Source organism: Acidisphaera rubrifaciens HS-AP3 (genome assembly GCF_000964365.1).
In the GTDB taxonomy this organism is placed as follows: Bacteria; Pseudomonadota; Alphaproteobacteria; order Acetobacterales; family Acetobacteraceae; genus Acidisphaera; species Acidisphaera rubrifaciens.
This window is the reverse complement of the sequence record NZ_BANB01000160.1, coordinates 1-12,470: the sequence shown is the minus strand read 5'-3', so window position 1 is coordinate 12,470 and position 12,470 is coordinate 1. Positions and strand designations below refer to the sequence as shown.

Below are 12,470 nucleotides of genomic sequence, written 5' to 3'. Positions count from 1 at the left end.
AGGCGCCGGTCATGGCACGCGATCCCTTTCCCCGCGGCGCGCTGATCGTCGCCGCCGTCGCGATCGTCGCGGCGGTCAGCGGCGCGGCGGCGATGCGGGCGGCGGGCGGTCCCGGCCATCAGCCGACCACGACGCCGGTCGCCAGCCGCGAACTCCGGTTCGCCGATCACGGCGACGGGTCGATCACCGTGACCAATGCCGACACCGGCGCTCCGATCGCGACGATCGCGCCGCAGACGAACGGCTTCCTGCGCGCGACGATGCGGGTCCTCGCGCAGCAGCGGGTGCGCGCCGACGAGGGCGCGGCGGTTCCCTTCCGCCTCACCGCCTGGTCGGACGGGCGGCTGACGCTCGATGACCCGCAGACCGGCCGCCGCATCGACCTGGAGGCGTTCGGCCCGACCAACGAGGGCGCGTTCGCCCGCCTGCTTGCCCCCGCCATGACCCGCGAGGCCGCGCGATGACCGCGATCGACCGCCTGTCCCGCAACCGCGTCGAGGTGGCCTGTGACGTCGATATCGAACAGTCGCCCGAGAGCCTGCACGCCTATGCGGTCCCGGACGGGATCGACATCCGCCCCGGCGACACCGTGATCGTGCATGCGGACCGGATCTCTGTCGGATTCGGCGAACATATCGCCTATCGTTGTCCGGCGACGGTGCTGCGGGCCGGCCCGATCGCGCGCGCCTGGACGCAGCTCGCCGGGCTGTTCGAACTGACCGAGCTGTATGAAGTCGGCTTCATGCCGAAGGAGACGCCATGAGCGCCACCGCCGCCGTATCGCCTCCCCTCGCCGCGGCCTCCGCCCGGCGGGCGCCGAACGACTCCACCCGCTTCGCGCAGCAGGACACGGTCCTGACGCCGCGCTTCTACACCACCGATTTCGACGCGATGGACCGCATGGACATCTCGTCGGTGCGTGCCGACTGGGACGCGCTGATGACGGAGTTCCGGCGCGACCCCAATCGCGGCCACTTCGTCCGCACGCCGGAGTTCGATCAGGCGCCGGAAGGCGTGCCGCAGGCGGTCTATAACGAGTTCATGGAGTTCCTGATCAGCTCCGTGACGGCCGAGTTCTCCGGCTGCGTCCTGTATGCCGAGATCAAGAAGCGCATCAAGAATCCCGACATACGCGAGCTGTTCGCCGTCATGGCGCGCGACGAGGCGCGGCATGCGGGCTTCATCAACGACACGCTGAAGGATTTCGGGATCGGCGTCGATCTCGGCTTCCTGACGAAGGCGAAGAAATACACGTATTTCCGGCCGAAGTTCATCTTCTACGCGACGTATCTGTCGGAGAAGATCGGCTATGCGCGCTACATCAGCATCTACCGCCAGCTGGAGCGCCACCCCGAGCGGCGTATCCACCCGATCTTCAAGTGGTTCCGCGAGTGGTGCAACGACGAGTTCCGCCACGGCGAGGCGTTCGCCCTGCTGATGCGCGCGAACCCGGAGCTGCTGCGCGGCGTCAACCGGCTGTGGATCCGCTTCTTCCTGCTGGCGGTCTACGCGACGATGTATGTGCGCGACCACGCCCGGGTGGAGTTCCACAAGGCGCTCGGCATGGACCCGACCGAATACGACCTGCAGGTGTTCCGCATCACGTCGGAGATATCTAAGCAGGTGTTCCCGCTGTCGCTGGACACCGATAGCCCGCGCTTCCGCGCCGGGCTCGACCGGATGTTCCGCATCACGCAGGCGCTCGGCGCGCTCAAGGGCCGCCGCGGCCTCGTCGCCGGCGCCCGCCGGTTCGGCCTGCGGGCGGCGGCGGCGGCCACGTTCCTGCGCCTTTACACGCTGCCCGCACACCATCATGCGCTGCCCGCCGACGTGCGGATGGCGCCGGCCTGGTGATGCGATGATCCAGTACGGCCTGCCCGCCCTCTTTGCGCTGTTCGTCTGGTGGTTCAGCACCGGGGCGATCATCTATCTCGACGGGCTGCCGCAGCGGAGCTTCCGCTGGAGCCTGCTCGGGGCGAACGTGATGCTGTTCGGCGCGCTGCACGGGCTTCTGGCAGGCCGGGCCGATCAGTCGATCGCCGGCGCCTATGGCGCGTTCACCTGCGGCCTTCTGGTCTGGGCGTGGCAGGAGATGACGTTCCTGATGGGCGCGGTCACCGGCCCGAGGCGCGACGCGGCGGACCCGCAGGCGATCGGCGCGCGGCGGTTCCGCCAGGCGGTGTCGGTGGTGCTGTATCACGAACTGGCGATCGCCGCGGGTGCCGCCATGATCGCGGCGCTGACCTGGGGCGCCGCTAACCGTATCGGCCTCTATACCTATCTGCTGCTGTGGGGCATGCGCACCAGCGCGAAGCTCAACCTGTTCCTCGGGGTCCGCAACCTCAGTGTCGAATTGCTCCCGCCGCATCTGCGCTATCTCGGCGGCTACCTTTGCCGGCGGCCGATGAACCGGCTATTTCCGTTCTCGGTCGGGCTGGGAAGCCTGCTGACCGTCCTGCTCGCGCGGCACGCGGCCGTGCCCGGTGCTTCGGACCTGCAGGCGACCGGATTTTCCTTCCTGGCGACGATGATGGGCCTCGCGGTGCTGGAACACTGGTTCATGGTGGTCCCGCTGCCCGTCAACAGTATCTGGGCCTGGGGGCTGCGCTCCCATGCCGCCGCCCCACCTGCCGTCCTGTAACATCCGCAGGCGCGATCGGAGGTTGTGATGAACTACGAAACGTTCTTCCGCAAGCAGCTCGACAGCCTGCACAAGGAGGGGCGTTATCGCGTGTTTGCCGACCTTGAGCGGCAGGCTGGCGCGTTCCCGCGCGCGACGCATCACCAGGGACGCGGCGGCGGCACGCAGCCCGTCACCGTATGGTGCTCCAACGACTATCTCGGCATGGGACAGCACCCGGTCGTGCTCGCCGCCATGCACGAGGCGCTGGATCGCTGCGGCGCCGGCGCCGGCGGCACGCGCAACATCGCCGGCACCAACCATTACCACGTGATGCTGGAGCACGAGCTGGCCGACCTTCACCAGAAGGAAGCGGCGCTGCTGTTCAACTCCGGCTACATGTCGAACTGGGCGACGCTGTCGACCATCGCCGGCAAGCTGCCGGGCTGCGTGATCTTCTCCGACGCCAAGAACCATGCGTCGATGATCGAGGGCATCCGTCATTCCGGGGCGGAGCGGCGCATCTTCCGCCACAACGACGTCGCCGACCTCGCCCGCCAGCTTGGCGAGTACGGCCCCGCCGTGCCGAAGCTGGTGGCGTTCGAGAGCGTCTATTCGATGGACGGCGACATCTCCCCGATCGCCGACATCTGCGACGTGGCCGACGCGCACGGCGCGATGACCTATCTGGATGAGGTGCACGCGGTGGGGCTGTACGGCCCGCGCGGCGGCGGCATCGCCGACCGCGAGGGGCTGTCCCACCGGCTGACGGTGATCGAGGGCACGCTCGCCAAGGGCTTCGGCGTGATCGGCGGCTATATCGCCGGATCGGCCGCCATGTGCGACTTCGTGCGCAGCTATGCGTCGGGCTTCATCTTCACCACCGCCCTGCCGCCCGCCATCGCCGCCGGGGCAATCGCCAGCATCCGCCACCTGAAGACAAGCGAGGCCGAACGCGCCGGCCATCGCGACCGGGTCGCCCGGCTGCGCCGCCGGCTGACGGACGAGGGCGTCCCGCACATGGAGAACCCGAGCCACATCGTGCCGGTCATGGTGGGCGATCCGGTGCAGTGCAAGCAGATCAGCGACACGCTGCTCGACCGCTACGGCATCTATGTCCAGCCGATCAACTACCCGACGGTCGCCCGCGGGACCGAGCGGCTGCGCATCACCCCGTCGCCGCTGCACACCGACGCGGACATCGAGCATCTGGTGGCATCGCTGTCGGCCATCTGGTCGCAGCTCAGCCTGAAGCGCGCCGCCTGAACGGGCTCGCCACACCCCTCGTCGACCCGGCCGCCGAGGCCCGCCGCCTGCTGGAACTCCAGCGGGCGGCGTACCGGCGCGACGGGGCGCCCGACGCCGCCGCGCGCCGGGCGGCGCTGACGCGCCTGGAGCGGCTGCTGCTGGACAACCGCGACGGGTTCGCCCAGGCCATCGCCGCCGATTACGGCACCCGCAGCCCGCACGAGACGACGTTCGGCGAGGTGGTGCCGACGCTGAACGCCATCCGGCACAGCCGGCGGCATCTGGCGCGGTGGATGCGGCCGCAACGCCGGCCCGTCGCCTGGACGTTCCGCCCGGCCCGCGCCTGGATCCGCTATCAGCCGCTCGGCTGCATCGGCATCATCGCGCCCTGGAATTACCCGCTCTATCTGGCGCTGGCGCCGCTGGTCGATGCGCTGGCGGCGGGCAACCGGGCGCTGATCAAGCCGTCGGAATACACGCCCCGCCTTGCCGAGCTGCTGGCGCGGGTCATCGGACGCGCCTTCGCGGCGGAGGAGGTCGCGGTCGTGACCGGCGGCCCCGACGTGGCCGCGGCGTTCGCGTCCCTGCCGTTCGATCATCTGCTGTTCACCGGCTCGACTGCCATCGGGCGGCGGGTCATGGCGGCGGCGGCGGCCAACCTCACGCCGGTGACGCTGGAGCTGGGCGGCAAGTCGCCCGTCATCGTCGGCCCGGACTACGGGGTGCGCTCGGCCGCGCGGTCGATCGCCTTCGGCAAGTTCTTCAACGCCGGACAGACCTGCGTCGCGCCCGACTATGTCCTGGCGCCGACCCACATGGTGCGGCCGCTGGCGGTCGCGCTGCTGCGCGAGGCGCAGCGGGCATACCCGACCGTCGCCGACAATCCCGACTACACGGCGATGATCACCGAGCGCCATCACGCCCGCCTCGTCGCGGCAATCGAGGCCGCCCGCGCCGCCGGGGCGGAGGTGCTCGCGCACGAGGACGCGGGCGCCGCCGGCCTGCGCAAGATCGGGCCGACCATCGTGCTGGCCCCGCCCGCCGGCAGCCTGCTGATGCAGGAGGAGATCTTCGGCCCGGTGCTGCCGATCCTCCCCTACGACACGATCGAGGCGGCGATCGCCACCGTCAACGCGGGCGACCGCCCGCTGGCGCTGTACTGCCTGACGCATGACGCGGCGCTGCGGGAGGCGGTCCTCGCCCGGACCCTGTCGGGCGGGGTCACGCTGAACGGCACGCTGCTGCACGTCACGCAGGACGGGCTGCCGTTCGGCGGCGTGGGGCCGAGCGGCATCGGCGCCTATCACGGCCGCGCCGGGTTCGAGCGGTTCAGCCACGCGCGAGGCATCTTCCAGCCCGGCCGCTTCAACGGTCTCGAACTGGTCCGGCCGCCCTATGGCTTCGTGGCCCGCCGCATCGCCCGGCTGCTGATCGGACGCTGACCGGCGCCCGCTGCCGTCATCCCCCCGGCTGCCGTCACCCCATGTGCCAGCCGTGGCTGACCACCATCGACTGGCCCGTCAGCGCATTGGTCGGAAAGCCCGCGTAGTACAGGACCGCCTCCGCGACGTCCTCGATCGTCGTGAAGGTCGCATCGACCGTGTCGCGCAGCATCACGTCGCGTATCACCTGCTCCTCGGTCAGGCCAAGCGTCGCCGCCTGTTCCGGGATCTGCTTCTCGACGAGCGGGGTCCGCACGAAGCCGGGGCATACGACGTTGGAGCGGACGTTGTACGCCGCGCCTTCCTTGGCGACCGTCTTGCTCAGGCCCATGAGCCCGTGCTTGGCCGTCACGTACGGGGCCTTGAGCTTGCTCGCCTCCTTGGAATGAACCGAGCCCATGTAGATGATCGCGCCGGATTTCTGCGCATACATGTGACGCAGGCAGGCGCGCGTCGTCAGGAACGCGCCGTCGAGATGGATGGCGAGCATCTTCCGCCATTCCGCGAGGCTGAACTCCTGCACCGGCTTGACGATCTGGATGCCGGCGTTGCTGACGAGGATGTCGATACGCCCCGTCCGCGCGACGATCGCCTCCACCCCGTCATCCACCTGCGTCTCGTCCGTCACGTCCATCGCGACGGCCGATGCGGCGCCGCCGGCGGCGTTGATCGCGCGCGCCGTCGCCTCCGCCGCGTCGCGATTGAGGTCCGCGATCACCGCATGCCCGCCCTCGCGGGCAAAGGCCTCGGCAATGCCGCGCCCGATCCCGCTCGCGGCGCCGGTGACCAGCGCAACCTTGCCATCAAATCGTGCCATCTCTGTCGTCCCCGGAAGGTTCAGTCGGCCGCCTCGGCCAGCGCCGCGCTCTCGGCGCGCGCCCAGACGGCGGTATCGTGGAATACGGCCCCGCCGAGCGGGGGCGCCGGATCGTCGCTGGTCAGCGCGTTGATGCCCACGCGCCCGGGAAAGTCCGCGTTCGGCCAGATGCTCTCGACCACGAGCACGCCGGCCTGCGCGCCCTCCGCGATGCGGACATGGACCACGACCTCGCCGCGGGCATTGCCGAGGCGGACCAGCCCGTCCTCCACGAGGCCGAGCCGCGCGGCATCCTCGGGGTGGACGATCGCGCGCGGCTTGCCCTCGCGCCGGCGGGCGGTCGGCGTCTCGGTGAAGCTGGTGTTGAGAAACTGCCGCGCGGGCGCGGCGACCAGCCGGAACGGCAGGTCCGCGCCGCTCTCGTCGATGATGGCGTGATGATCGGGCAGCACCGGCATGCCGGCGTGGTCGGGACCGATGCGCGACCAGTCGGGCTTGAAGTGGAAGCGCCCGTCCGGCTGTCCGAACCCGTCGAGGAAGTGGCTGGTCCGGAAATCCGGCTGGCAGTCGATCCAGTGCCGCGCCAGCACCTCCTCCGCGCCCGGCCAGCCGCTGGCGCGCAGGGTGGCGTCGATCATCTCCATCTCGGTCATATCGAAGCCAGGGTGCCGCGCGCCGAGACGGTGGGCGAGGTCGCAGATCACCGCGTGGTTCGACCGGCAGGCGCCGGGCGGCTCGATCAGTTTCGGGCCGATCTGGATATGGCTGTGGCCGCCGGCCTGATAGACATCGTCGTGCTCCATGAACATCGTGGCCGGCAGGACGATGTCCGCCATGCGGGCGGTCTCGGTCAGGAATTGCTCGTGGACCACGGTGTACAGGTCGTCGCGCAGGAAGCCGCGCCGCACCCGCAGGCTGTCGGGCGCGACCGTCACCGGGTTGGTGTTCTGGATGAACAGCGCATGCACCGGCGGCCCGTCGCCCAGCTCGGTCCGGTCGCCGGTCAGCACGGCGCCGATGCGGCTCATGTCCATCCTGCGGGTACTCGGATCGACGGCGTCCAGCCCTTCGATCAGGGTCTTGTCCCAGTGGTAGATGTGGCGGTTGTTCCAGAACGCGCCGCCGCCCTCGTGCACCCATTTGCCGGTCACGGTCGGCAGGCAGGAGACCGCGTGCAGGTTCGCCGCGCCGTTGCGCAGGCGCGAGAAGCCGTAGCCGACGCGGATATAGGCGCGCTCGGTCGTCAGATAGAGGCGGGCGAACTCCTCGATCGTCGCGACCGGCAGGCCGGTGATGCCGGCCGCCCAGTCCGGTCCCCTGGTCGCGAGATGCGCTTCCAGCTCCTCCGGCACGTCGGCGTAGCGCGCCATGTAGGGGCGGTCGGCGTACCCGTCGCGGAAGGCGATGTGCATGATCGCGCAGGCGAGCGCGCCGTCGGTGCCCGGGCGCGGCGCGATGTGCAGGTCGGCCACGGCGGCGGTGCCGGTGCGGTACGGATCAACGACGACCAGCTTCGCCCCCCGCTCCTTACGGGCGCGGGCGATGTGGGTCATCACGTTGACCTGCGTGGCGACCGGGTTGCCGCCCCAGACGATGATCAGGTCGGAGACGGCCATCTCGCGCGGGTCGGGGCCACGGATGGCGCCCGCGCCGGCGAGCCAGCCGGCCGTCGCGATCGAGGTGCAGATCGTGTCGTGCTGGCGCGAATAGCGCATGACGTGGCGCAGCCGGTGGATGCCGTCGCGCTGCACCAGCCCCATGGTCCCGGCGTAGTAGTAGGGCCAGACCGCCTCCGTCCCGTGCCGGGCGGCGATGTCGCTGAGGCCGGCGGCGACGCGATCGAGCGCCTCGTCCCAGCCGATCGCGCGGAACTGGCCGCTCCCCTTCGGCCCGGTGCGCAGCAGCGGCTGCGTCAGCCGGTCGGGGTGATGGATGCGCTCCGCGTAGCGGGCGACCTTCGCGCAGATGACGCCGGAGGTGTAGGTGTTCGCCGCGGCGCCGCGCACCGCGCCGATGCGGTCGGGGCCGAGCACCTCGATCTCCAGCGCGCAGGTCGAGGGGCAGTCATGCGGGCAGACCGAGTGCCGCCAGGTTCCGCGTGCCATGCTGCATCGCCTCCAGCTATTCGGACCCAGCCTGTGGCATCGCGGCGCGCGCGTCCAGCCATTGGAGCAGCGGACCGGCGATGCCCGACAGGCCCTTATAGGCCGCGAGGCCGGGCGGCAGCCCCCGGACGGCCGTTGCCATCGCCGCCGCGGCGGCCCGATCGGGCACCGCCGACGCGAGGGACGCGACCCGCACCCGGATCGTGAACAGCAGATGGGTGTGCAGGCGGGTCAGCGTCTGACGCTCCGTCCGCAGCACCAGGTCGCGACCCGGATCGCCCGCGAAGTGCCGCGCCTGCCCGGCCTCGGGCTGGAACAGCGCCGCGTCGTCCAGCACGGACCAGTTATGGCGCAGGACGGCGCGCCCCGGCGCGAGCGTGGCGAACAGCCGGTTCACGCGGGCCGCGAGCACGGCGGCGTAACCCGGCACCGGCGCATGGATGTTGAGCAGCGGCCGGCCGATCTTGTCGGCCAGCCGCCAGCGGGACGGGAAGCACAGGACCGCGGCCTCCAGCCTCCCCGCGGGCGTGAGCAGCAGCAGATCGTCCTGCACCAGCCGTCCCGCCCGCAGCAGCGGATGCGCGGGGTCGGGACCGAGCGGGACGGTCTCCCCGGTCACGCGGTTGTGCAGCCCGGCGGACAACGGGGCGAAGGTTGCCGGACACAGGCGCGGCAGGCGGTCGCCGAGCCATTGAAGGACCTCGGCCGCGGCGTCATCCGCGCCGGGACGGGATGCGAACACCTCGTCGCGCCGCGTATCGAGCAGACGCAGGCGCTGCGGCATCTGCGCGGCATAGGTATCGTACGGCAGCAGCGTCTCGTCGCGGACGATCGGGCGCAGGCCCATGACCAGCGGGTCGGGCGCCGTCTCGAACGGCGAAAGGCGCCGCCGCATTGCCGCCGTCATGATTGGTCAAACTCTGACATTGTAGTGACGGCTACCATGGGGTCGGTTCGATGCCCATTTGCCCGTCCGATATGCCGGACGACCGAGACGGAGGGACCGATATGCGACGCCTGATGTGCACCGCCCTGATCGCGGCGACCGCCATCGCCGCCACGCCACGTCCCGCCGCCGCCTGGTGGGGACCGGGCTACGGCTTCGGCGCCGGCATCGCGACCGGCGTGCTGGCGGGCGCGGCCATCGGCGCGGCGGTCCGGCCCTATGGCTACTACCCGTACGCCTATCCGTACGCGCCGTATTACCCCTACCCGGTCTATGCGCCGCCGCCCCCGGTCGTGGTCCAGCCGGCGCCCGCCTATCCGCCGCCCTATTATGCGCCCCCCGGCTATGCCGCCCCCGGCTATCCGCCGCCCGGCTACCAGTCCCCGGGTTACCAATCCCCTGGCGGCTACGTGGCGCAGGCCGCGCCCCCGTCCGCACCGCCGGGCGGCGGTTACGGCAACGGCTACGGGGCCGCGCCGGGCTATGCCCCCGCGCAGGCGCCGGGCGCGCCGGCCTGCGGTCCTGGACGGTTCTTCAACTCGCTCACGGGCAACTGCGACATACGCTGACGCCGCCCGGTCAGCCTATCGCGAGGGGTGTGCGGCGGGCCTGATGCTGGTGCCGCGCGGCATTGGCCGCGACCTCCAGCCGCCGTGTGCGTAGTTCGGCATCGGAGACGAGCCCCTTCCGCCGGACCAGCGATTCCAGCGCGGCCAGCCAGTGGCGGTAGTATGTCTCGCCGGTATCAGGGTCGCCCGCCTGCTGCGCCGCGCGGATTTCCCCGCTCAGCGCCTCCGCCCATTCCGTCCAGGTGAAGGCCCCGGCCTCGTGCAGCTTGACCACGATGCCGAAGGCCTGCGCCTCCCACGGTTCGCGAAAGGTGGGGTCCGCGTCCGGCGTCATGCCGGCTCGATATAGGACTCGAACATGTCGATATGCAGCGTGTCGCGCGACGGCGCGTCCGGGCCCCACAGCTCCTGCGCGGTGAAGCGCACGTTGTAGACGTGCTGCGGGTGGGTACCCTTGCCGTGCGCATTGCTGTCGTTGAAGACGAACACGCCATGGTCATGCACGACCGTCCCGACCTTGCCCCGCACGTAGCGCGGCAGGCGCGTATGGGTGGTCGGGTTGATGTTACGGGCGCGCACCTTGTCGCCGTGCTTGAACTTCGGCGCGATATCCTCGGCGATCTTGGTGGAGGCGCCGCCGGCGACGAGGCCGGGGACGATCTCCGGGGTCAGGGCCGCGGGCATTACGCGGCCTCCTTCGCGAGCTGGTCGCAGCGCGCCCGCAGCTCCTCGTGCGTCACGATCCCCTTCTCCGCGAGAAGCGTTTCGAACACGTGCAGCCAGTGCTCGTAGTAGCTGGTGCGCAGATAGTCCTGCTGCGGCATCCGCTCGATCGCATAGCGGAACTCGTCCACGTTCAGCATGCCGGCGGCAAAGGTCGCGAAGAACATACCGAATACGCGCTTTTCCCAGTCCGCGTGGAAAACCGGCTCGTCGGGCTCCGGGTTGATCGGCCCGTGGCCATGCGTGCCGCCCAGATCATGCACCCCGTTCATTGCCCCGCTCCTAGGCTGCCATCGGCACGCCGGTGCCGATCATGGAATCGCGAGTCACCAGCGCGGCGAGCTGTTCCTCGGTCATGCCCTCGGTGCCGGCCGGGCGCATCGGCAGCACGAGGTAGCGCAGCTCCGCGTTGCTGTCCCACACCCGCACCTCGACCGTCTCCGGCACCTCGACGCCGAACTCGGCGAGCACGCCGCGCGGGTCGATGACGGAGCGGGCCCGGTACGGCGCCGCCTTGTACCAGACCGGCGGCAGCCCGAGAGTCGGCCACGGGTAGCAGGAGCAGAGCGTGCACACGACCATGTTGTGCACCTCCGGCGTGTTCTCGACGACGATCATGTCCTCACCCTGCACGCCGCTGAAGCCCAGCTCGGCGATCGCGGCGGTGCCGTCGGCAAGCAAGCGCTTGCGGTAGTCGGGATCGACCCAGGCGCGCGCGACGACCTTGGCGCCGTTACGCGGCCCGATCTTGTGTTCGTACAGCTCGACCACGGCGTCGAGCGCCTTCGGATCGATCAGCTGCTTTTCGACGAGCAGCGATTCCAGCGCCTTGATGCGCAGCGCCGCATCGGCCCCATGTCCGGTATCGGCCACGCCACCCTCCGTATCCTGTTGCGGCCACAATGGGCCCCGCCATTGCCGGCCGTCAACACGGATACGACATCGAAACAGACAGCCTTGTCGGTTCAGGCCTGGTTCAGCTCGATCAGGCTGCGGCGTATCTTCCGGCCGCGCTCGACGCGATCCTCGATATAGTCCGCGTCGCCCCACCGCACCGCGCGCGCCATCGCCTGCGCATCCTCGGTGAACCGGGCGAGCATCTCCAGCAGCGCCTCGCGGTTGTTGAGGAACACGTCGCGCCACATCACGGGATCGGACGCGGCGATGCGGGTGAAGTCGCGGAAGCCGGAGGCGGCGAAACGCAGCACCTCCTGGCGGCTCTCCTCCTCCAGGTCGTCGGCAGTGCCGCAGATGGTGAAGGCGATCAGGTGCGGCAGGTGGCTGACGATCGCGAGGACGCGGTCGTGATGCGCCGCGTCCATGCGCTGGACATTGGAACCGCAGCGGCGCCACAGCTCCGCGACGCGCTCGACCGCGTCCGGATCGCTCCCCGCCGGCGGCGTGAGCAATGTCCACCGCCCCTCGAACAGGGTCGCGAACCCCGCATCCGGCCCGGAATGCTCCGTCCCGGCCAGCGGATGCGCCGGGATGAAATGCACCCCCGGCGGGACATGCGGCCCCACGTCGCGGATCACGCTCTGCTTGGTGGAGCCGACATCGGTCAGGATCGCGCCGGGTGCCAGATGCGGCGCGATGGCGGCCGCGAGCCCGGCATAGGCGCCCACCGGCGCGCACAGCATCACCAGATCGGCGCCTTCCACCGCGCGGGCGGCGTCAAGCTCGGTCCGGTGCGCGATGCCGAGCGCCCGGACGCGGTCCAGCGTCGCCTCGGTGCGGGCATTGGCGACCACCTCGGCCGCGATGTCGCCCCGCTCCATCGCGATGCGGGCGACGGAACTGCCGATCAGGCCGATGCCGATCAGCGCGATGCGGCGAAACAGGGGCTCAGCCACCGGGCGCGCGCCCCTGCATGAACGCCGCGAGGGCGTCGGCCACCAGCCCGACCTCTTCCTCGGTGCCGACCGTGATCCGCAGGCAGGTCGGCAGGCCGTAGCCCCGCACGCCGCGCACGATCAGCCCGCGCGTCCGCAGCGCCGCGT

Annotated in this window: 15 protein-coding genes and 1 pseudogene; 7 read left to right on the top strand and 9 right to left on the bottom strand. The window is 70.5% G+C overall.

Annotation, left to right across the window (positions count from 1 at the left end; translation table 11 throughout):
• From puhC to B8460_RS05825, 6 genes are all read left to right on the top strand, one after another.
• Positions 1-464: photosynthetic complex assembly protein PuhC (puhC, locus tag B8460_RS05850; protein WP_206742640.1), on the top strand; the 464-nt coding region annotated here is incomplete at its 5' end.
• Positions 461-763 carry a hypothetical protein gene (locus tag B8460_RS05845; RefSeq protein ID WP_048860644.1) on the top strand — a complete coding sequence of 101 codons (303 nt, stop codon included), beginning with the start codon at positions 461-463 and terminating at the stop codon, positions 761-763. The genes puhC and B8460_RS05845, both read left to right, overlap by 4 nt.
• Positions 760-1,854 (top strand): magnesium-protoporphyrin IX monomethyl ester (oxidative) cyclase, encoded by a 1,095-nt coding sequence (acsF, locus tag B8460_RS05840; protein WP_048860643.1) that lies wholly within the window; start codon positions 760-762, stop codon positions 1,852-1,854. The genes B8460_RS05845 and acsF overlap by 4 nt, the downstream gene beginning before the upstream one ends.
• Positions 1,855-1,858: 4 nt before the next feature.
• Positions 1,859-2,641, top strand: coding sequence for a putative photosynthetic complex assembly protein PuhE (gene puhE / locus B8460_RS05835; RefSeq protein ID WP_048860642.1), 783 nt, complete (start codon positions 1,859-1,861; stop codon positions 2,639-2,641).
• Between the two features lie 27 nt (positions 2,642-2,668).
• A complete protein-coding gene (hemA, locus tag B8460_RS05830) occupies positions 2,669-3,886 on the top strand; it encodes a 5-aminolevulinate synthase (RefSeq protein ID WP_048860641.1) in 1,218 nt (405 codons plus the stop codon).
• Positions 3,838-5,310, top strand: a complete 1,473-nt coding sequence (locus tag B8460_RS05825) for a coniferyl aldehyde dehydrogenase (RefSeq protein WP_241771120.1) — start codon at positions 3,838-3,840, stop codon at positions 5,308-5,310. The genes hemA and B8460_RS05825 overlap by 49 nt, the downstream gene beginning before the upstream one ends.
• Positions 5,311-5,344: 34 nt before the next feature.
• Here B8460_RS05825 and B8460_RS05820 read toward each other — a convergent pair whose 3' ends face one another.
• Genes B8460_RS05820 through B8460_RS05810 form a run of 3 tightly spaced genes read right to left on the bottom strand, consistent with a single transcriptional unit; the run spans position 5,345 to position 9,127 of the window.
• Complete coding sequence (locus B8460_RS05820) at positions 5,345-6,127, bottom strand: 3-hydroxybutyrate dehydrogenase (protein WP_048860640.1); 783 nt, start codon at positions 6,125-6,127, stop codon at positions 5,345-5,347.
• Positions 6,128-6,147: 20 nt separating this feature from the next.
• On the bottom strand, positions 6,148-8,232 hold the full coding sequence (locus B8460_RS05815; RefSeq protein ID WP_048860639.1) for a molybdopterin oxidoreductase family protein: 2,085 nt from the start codon (positions 8,230-8,232) through the stop codon (positions 6,148-6,150).
• Positions 8,233-8,248: 16 nt separating this feature from the next.
• On the bottom strand, positions 8,249-9,127 hold the full coding sequence (locus B8460_RS05810; RefSeq protein WP_052945143.1) for a heme-dependent oxidative N-demethylase family protein: 879 nt from the start codon (positions 9,125-9,127) through the stop codon (positions 8,249-8,251).
• A gap of 113 nt (positions 9,128-9,240) precedes the next feature.
• On the opposite strand from B8460_RS05810, the gene B8460_RS22840 reads away from it, so the two are divergent.
• Entirely contained in the window at positions 9,241-9,747 is a 507-nt protein-coding gene (locus B8460_RS22840; RefSeq protein ID WP_048860637.1) for a hypothetical protein, read from the top strand.
• Positions 9,748-9,757: 10 nt separating this feature from the next.
• Here the strand turns inward: B8460_RS22840 and B8460_RS05800 are convergent, their stop codons facing one another.
• The 6 genes and pseudogenes from B8460_RS05800 to B8460_RS20865 form a co-directional block, all read right to left on the bottom strand.
• Complete coding sequence (locus B8460_RS05800) at positions 9,758-10,081, bottom strand: nitrile hydratase accessory protein (RefSeq protein WP_048860636.1); 324 nt, start codon at positions 10,079-10,081, stop codon at positions 9,758-9,760.
• Positions 10,078-10,431, bottom strand: a complete 354-nt coding sequence (locus tag B8460_RS23590; RefSeq protein WP_277813933.1) for an SH3-like domain-containing protein — start codon at positions 10,429-10,431, stop codon at positions 10,078-10,080. The genes B8460_RS05800 and B8460_RS23590 overlap by 4 nt, the downstream gene beginning before the upstream one ends.
• Positions 10,431-10,742, bottom strand: coding sequence for an SH3-like domain-containing protein (locus tag B8460_RS23585; RefSeq protein ID WP_277813932.1), 312 nt, complete (start codon positions 10,740-10,742; stop codon positions 10,431-10,433). The genes B8460_RS23590 and B8460_RS23585 overlap by 1 nt, the downstream gene beginning before the upstream one ends.
• A 10-nt stretch (positions 10,743-10,752) precedes the next feature.
• Positions 10,753-11,343, bottom strand: coding sequence for a nitrile hydratase subunit alpha (gene nthA, locus B8460_RS05790; protein ID WP_048860645.1), 591 nt, complete (start codon positions 11,341-11,343; stop codon positions 10,753-10,755).
• Between the two features lie 92 nt (positions 11,344-11,435).
• The gene (locus tag B8460_RS05785) at positions 11,436-12,323 is read right to left on the bottom strand and encodes a prephenate/arogenate dehydrogenase family protein (RefSeq protein ID WP_048860635.1); all 888 of its coding nucleotides are present in this window, start codon (positions 12,321-12,323) and stop codon (positions 11,436-11,438) included.
• A pseudogene (locus B8460_RS20865) lies at positions 12,316-12,470 on the bottom strand (histidinol-phosphate transaminase); the annotation flags it as partial. The pseudogene B8460_RS20865 and the gene B8460_RS05785, both read right to left, overlap by 8 nt.

Excerpts from the sequence above, each read along its gene's own strand:
- B8460_RS05845 (WP_048860644.1), top strand. The coding sequence starts at position 461 with ATGACCGCGATCGACCGCCTGTCCCGCAACCGCGTCGAGGTGGCCTGT.
- acsF (WP_048860643.1), top strand. The coding sequence starts at position 760 with ATGAGCGCCACCGCCGCCGTATCGCCTCCCCTCGCCGCGGCCTCCGCC.
- puhE (WP_048860642.1), top strand. The coding sequence starts at position 1,859 with ATGATCCAGTACGGCCTGCCCGCCCTCTTTGCGCTGTTCGTCTGGTGG.
- hemA (WP_048860641.1), top strand. The coding sequence starts at position 2,669 with ATGAACTACGAAACGTTCTTCCGCAAGCAGCTCGACAGCCTGCACAAG.
- B8460_RS05820 (WP_048860640.1), bottom strand. The coding sequence starts at position 6,127 with ATGGCACGATTTGATGGCAAGGTTGCGCTGGTCACCGGCGCCGCGAGC.
- B8460_RS05815 (WP_048860639.1), bottom strand. The coding sequence starts at position 8,232 with ATGGCACGCGGAACCTGGCGGCACTCGGTCTGCCCGCATGACTGCCCC.
- B8460_RS05810 (WP_052945143.1), bottom strand. The coding sequence starts at position 9,127 with ATGCGGCGGCGCCTTTCGCCGTTCGAGACGGCGCCCGACCCGCTGGTC.
- B8460_RS22840 (WP_048860637.1), top strand. The coding sequence starts at position 9,241 with ATGCGACGCCTGATGTGCACCGCCCTGATCGCGGCGACCGCCATCGCC.
- B8460_RS05800 (WP_048860636.1), bottom strand. The coding sequence starts at position 10,081 with ATGACGCCGGACGCGGACCCCACCTTTCGCGAACCGTGGGAGGCGCAG.
- B8460_RS23590 (WP_277813933.1), bottom strand. The coding sequence starts at position 10,431 with ATGCCCGCGGCCCTGACCCCGGAGATCGTCCCCGGCCTCGTCGCCGGC.
- B8460_RS23585 (WP_277813932.1), bottom strand. The coding sequence starts at position 10,742 with ATGAACGGGGTGCATGATCTGGGCGGCACGCATGGCCACGGGCCGATC.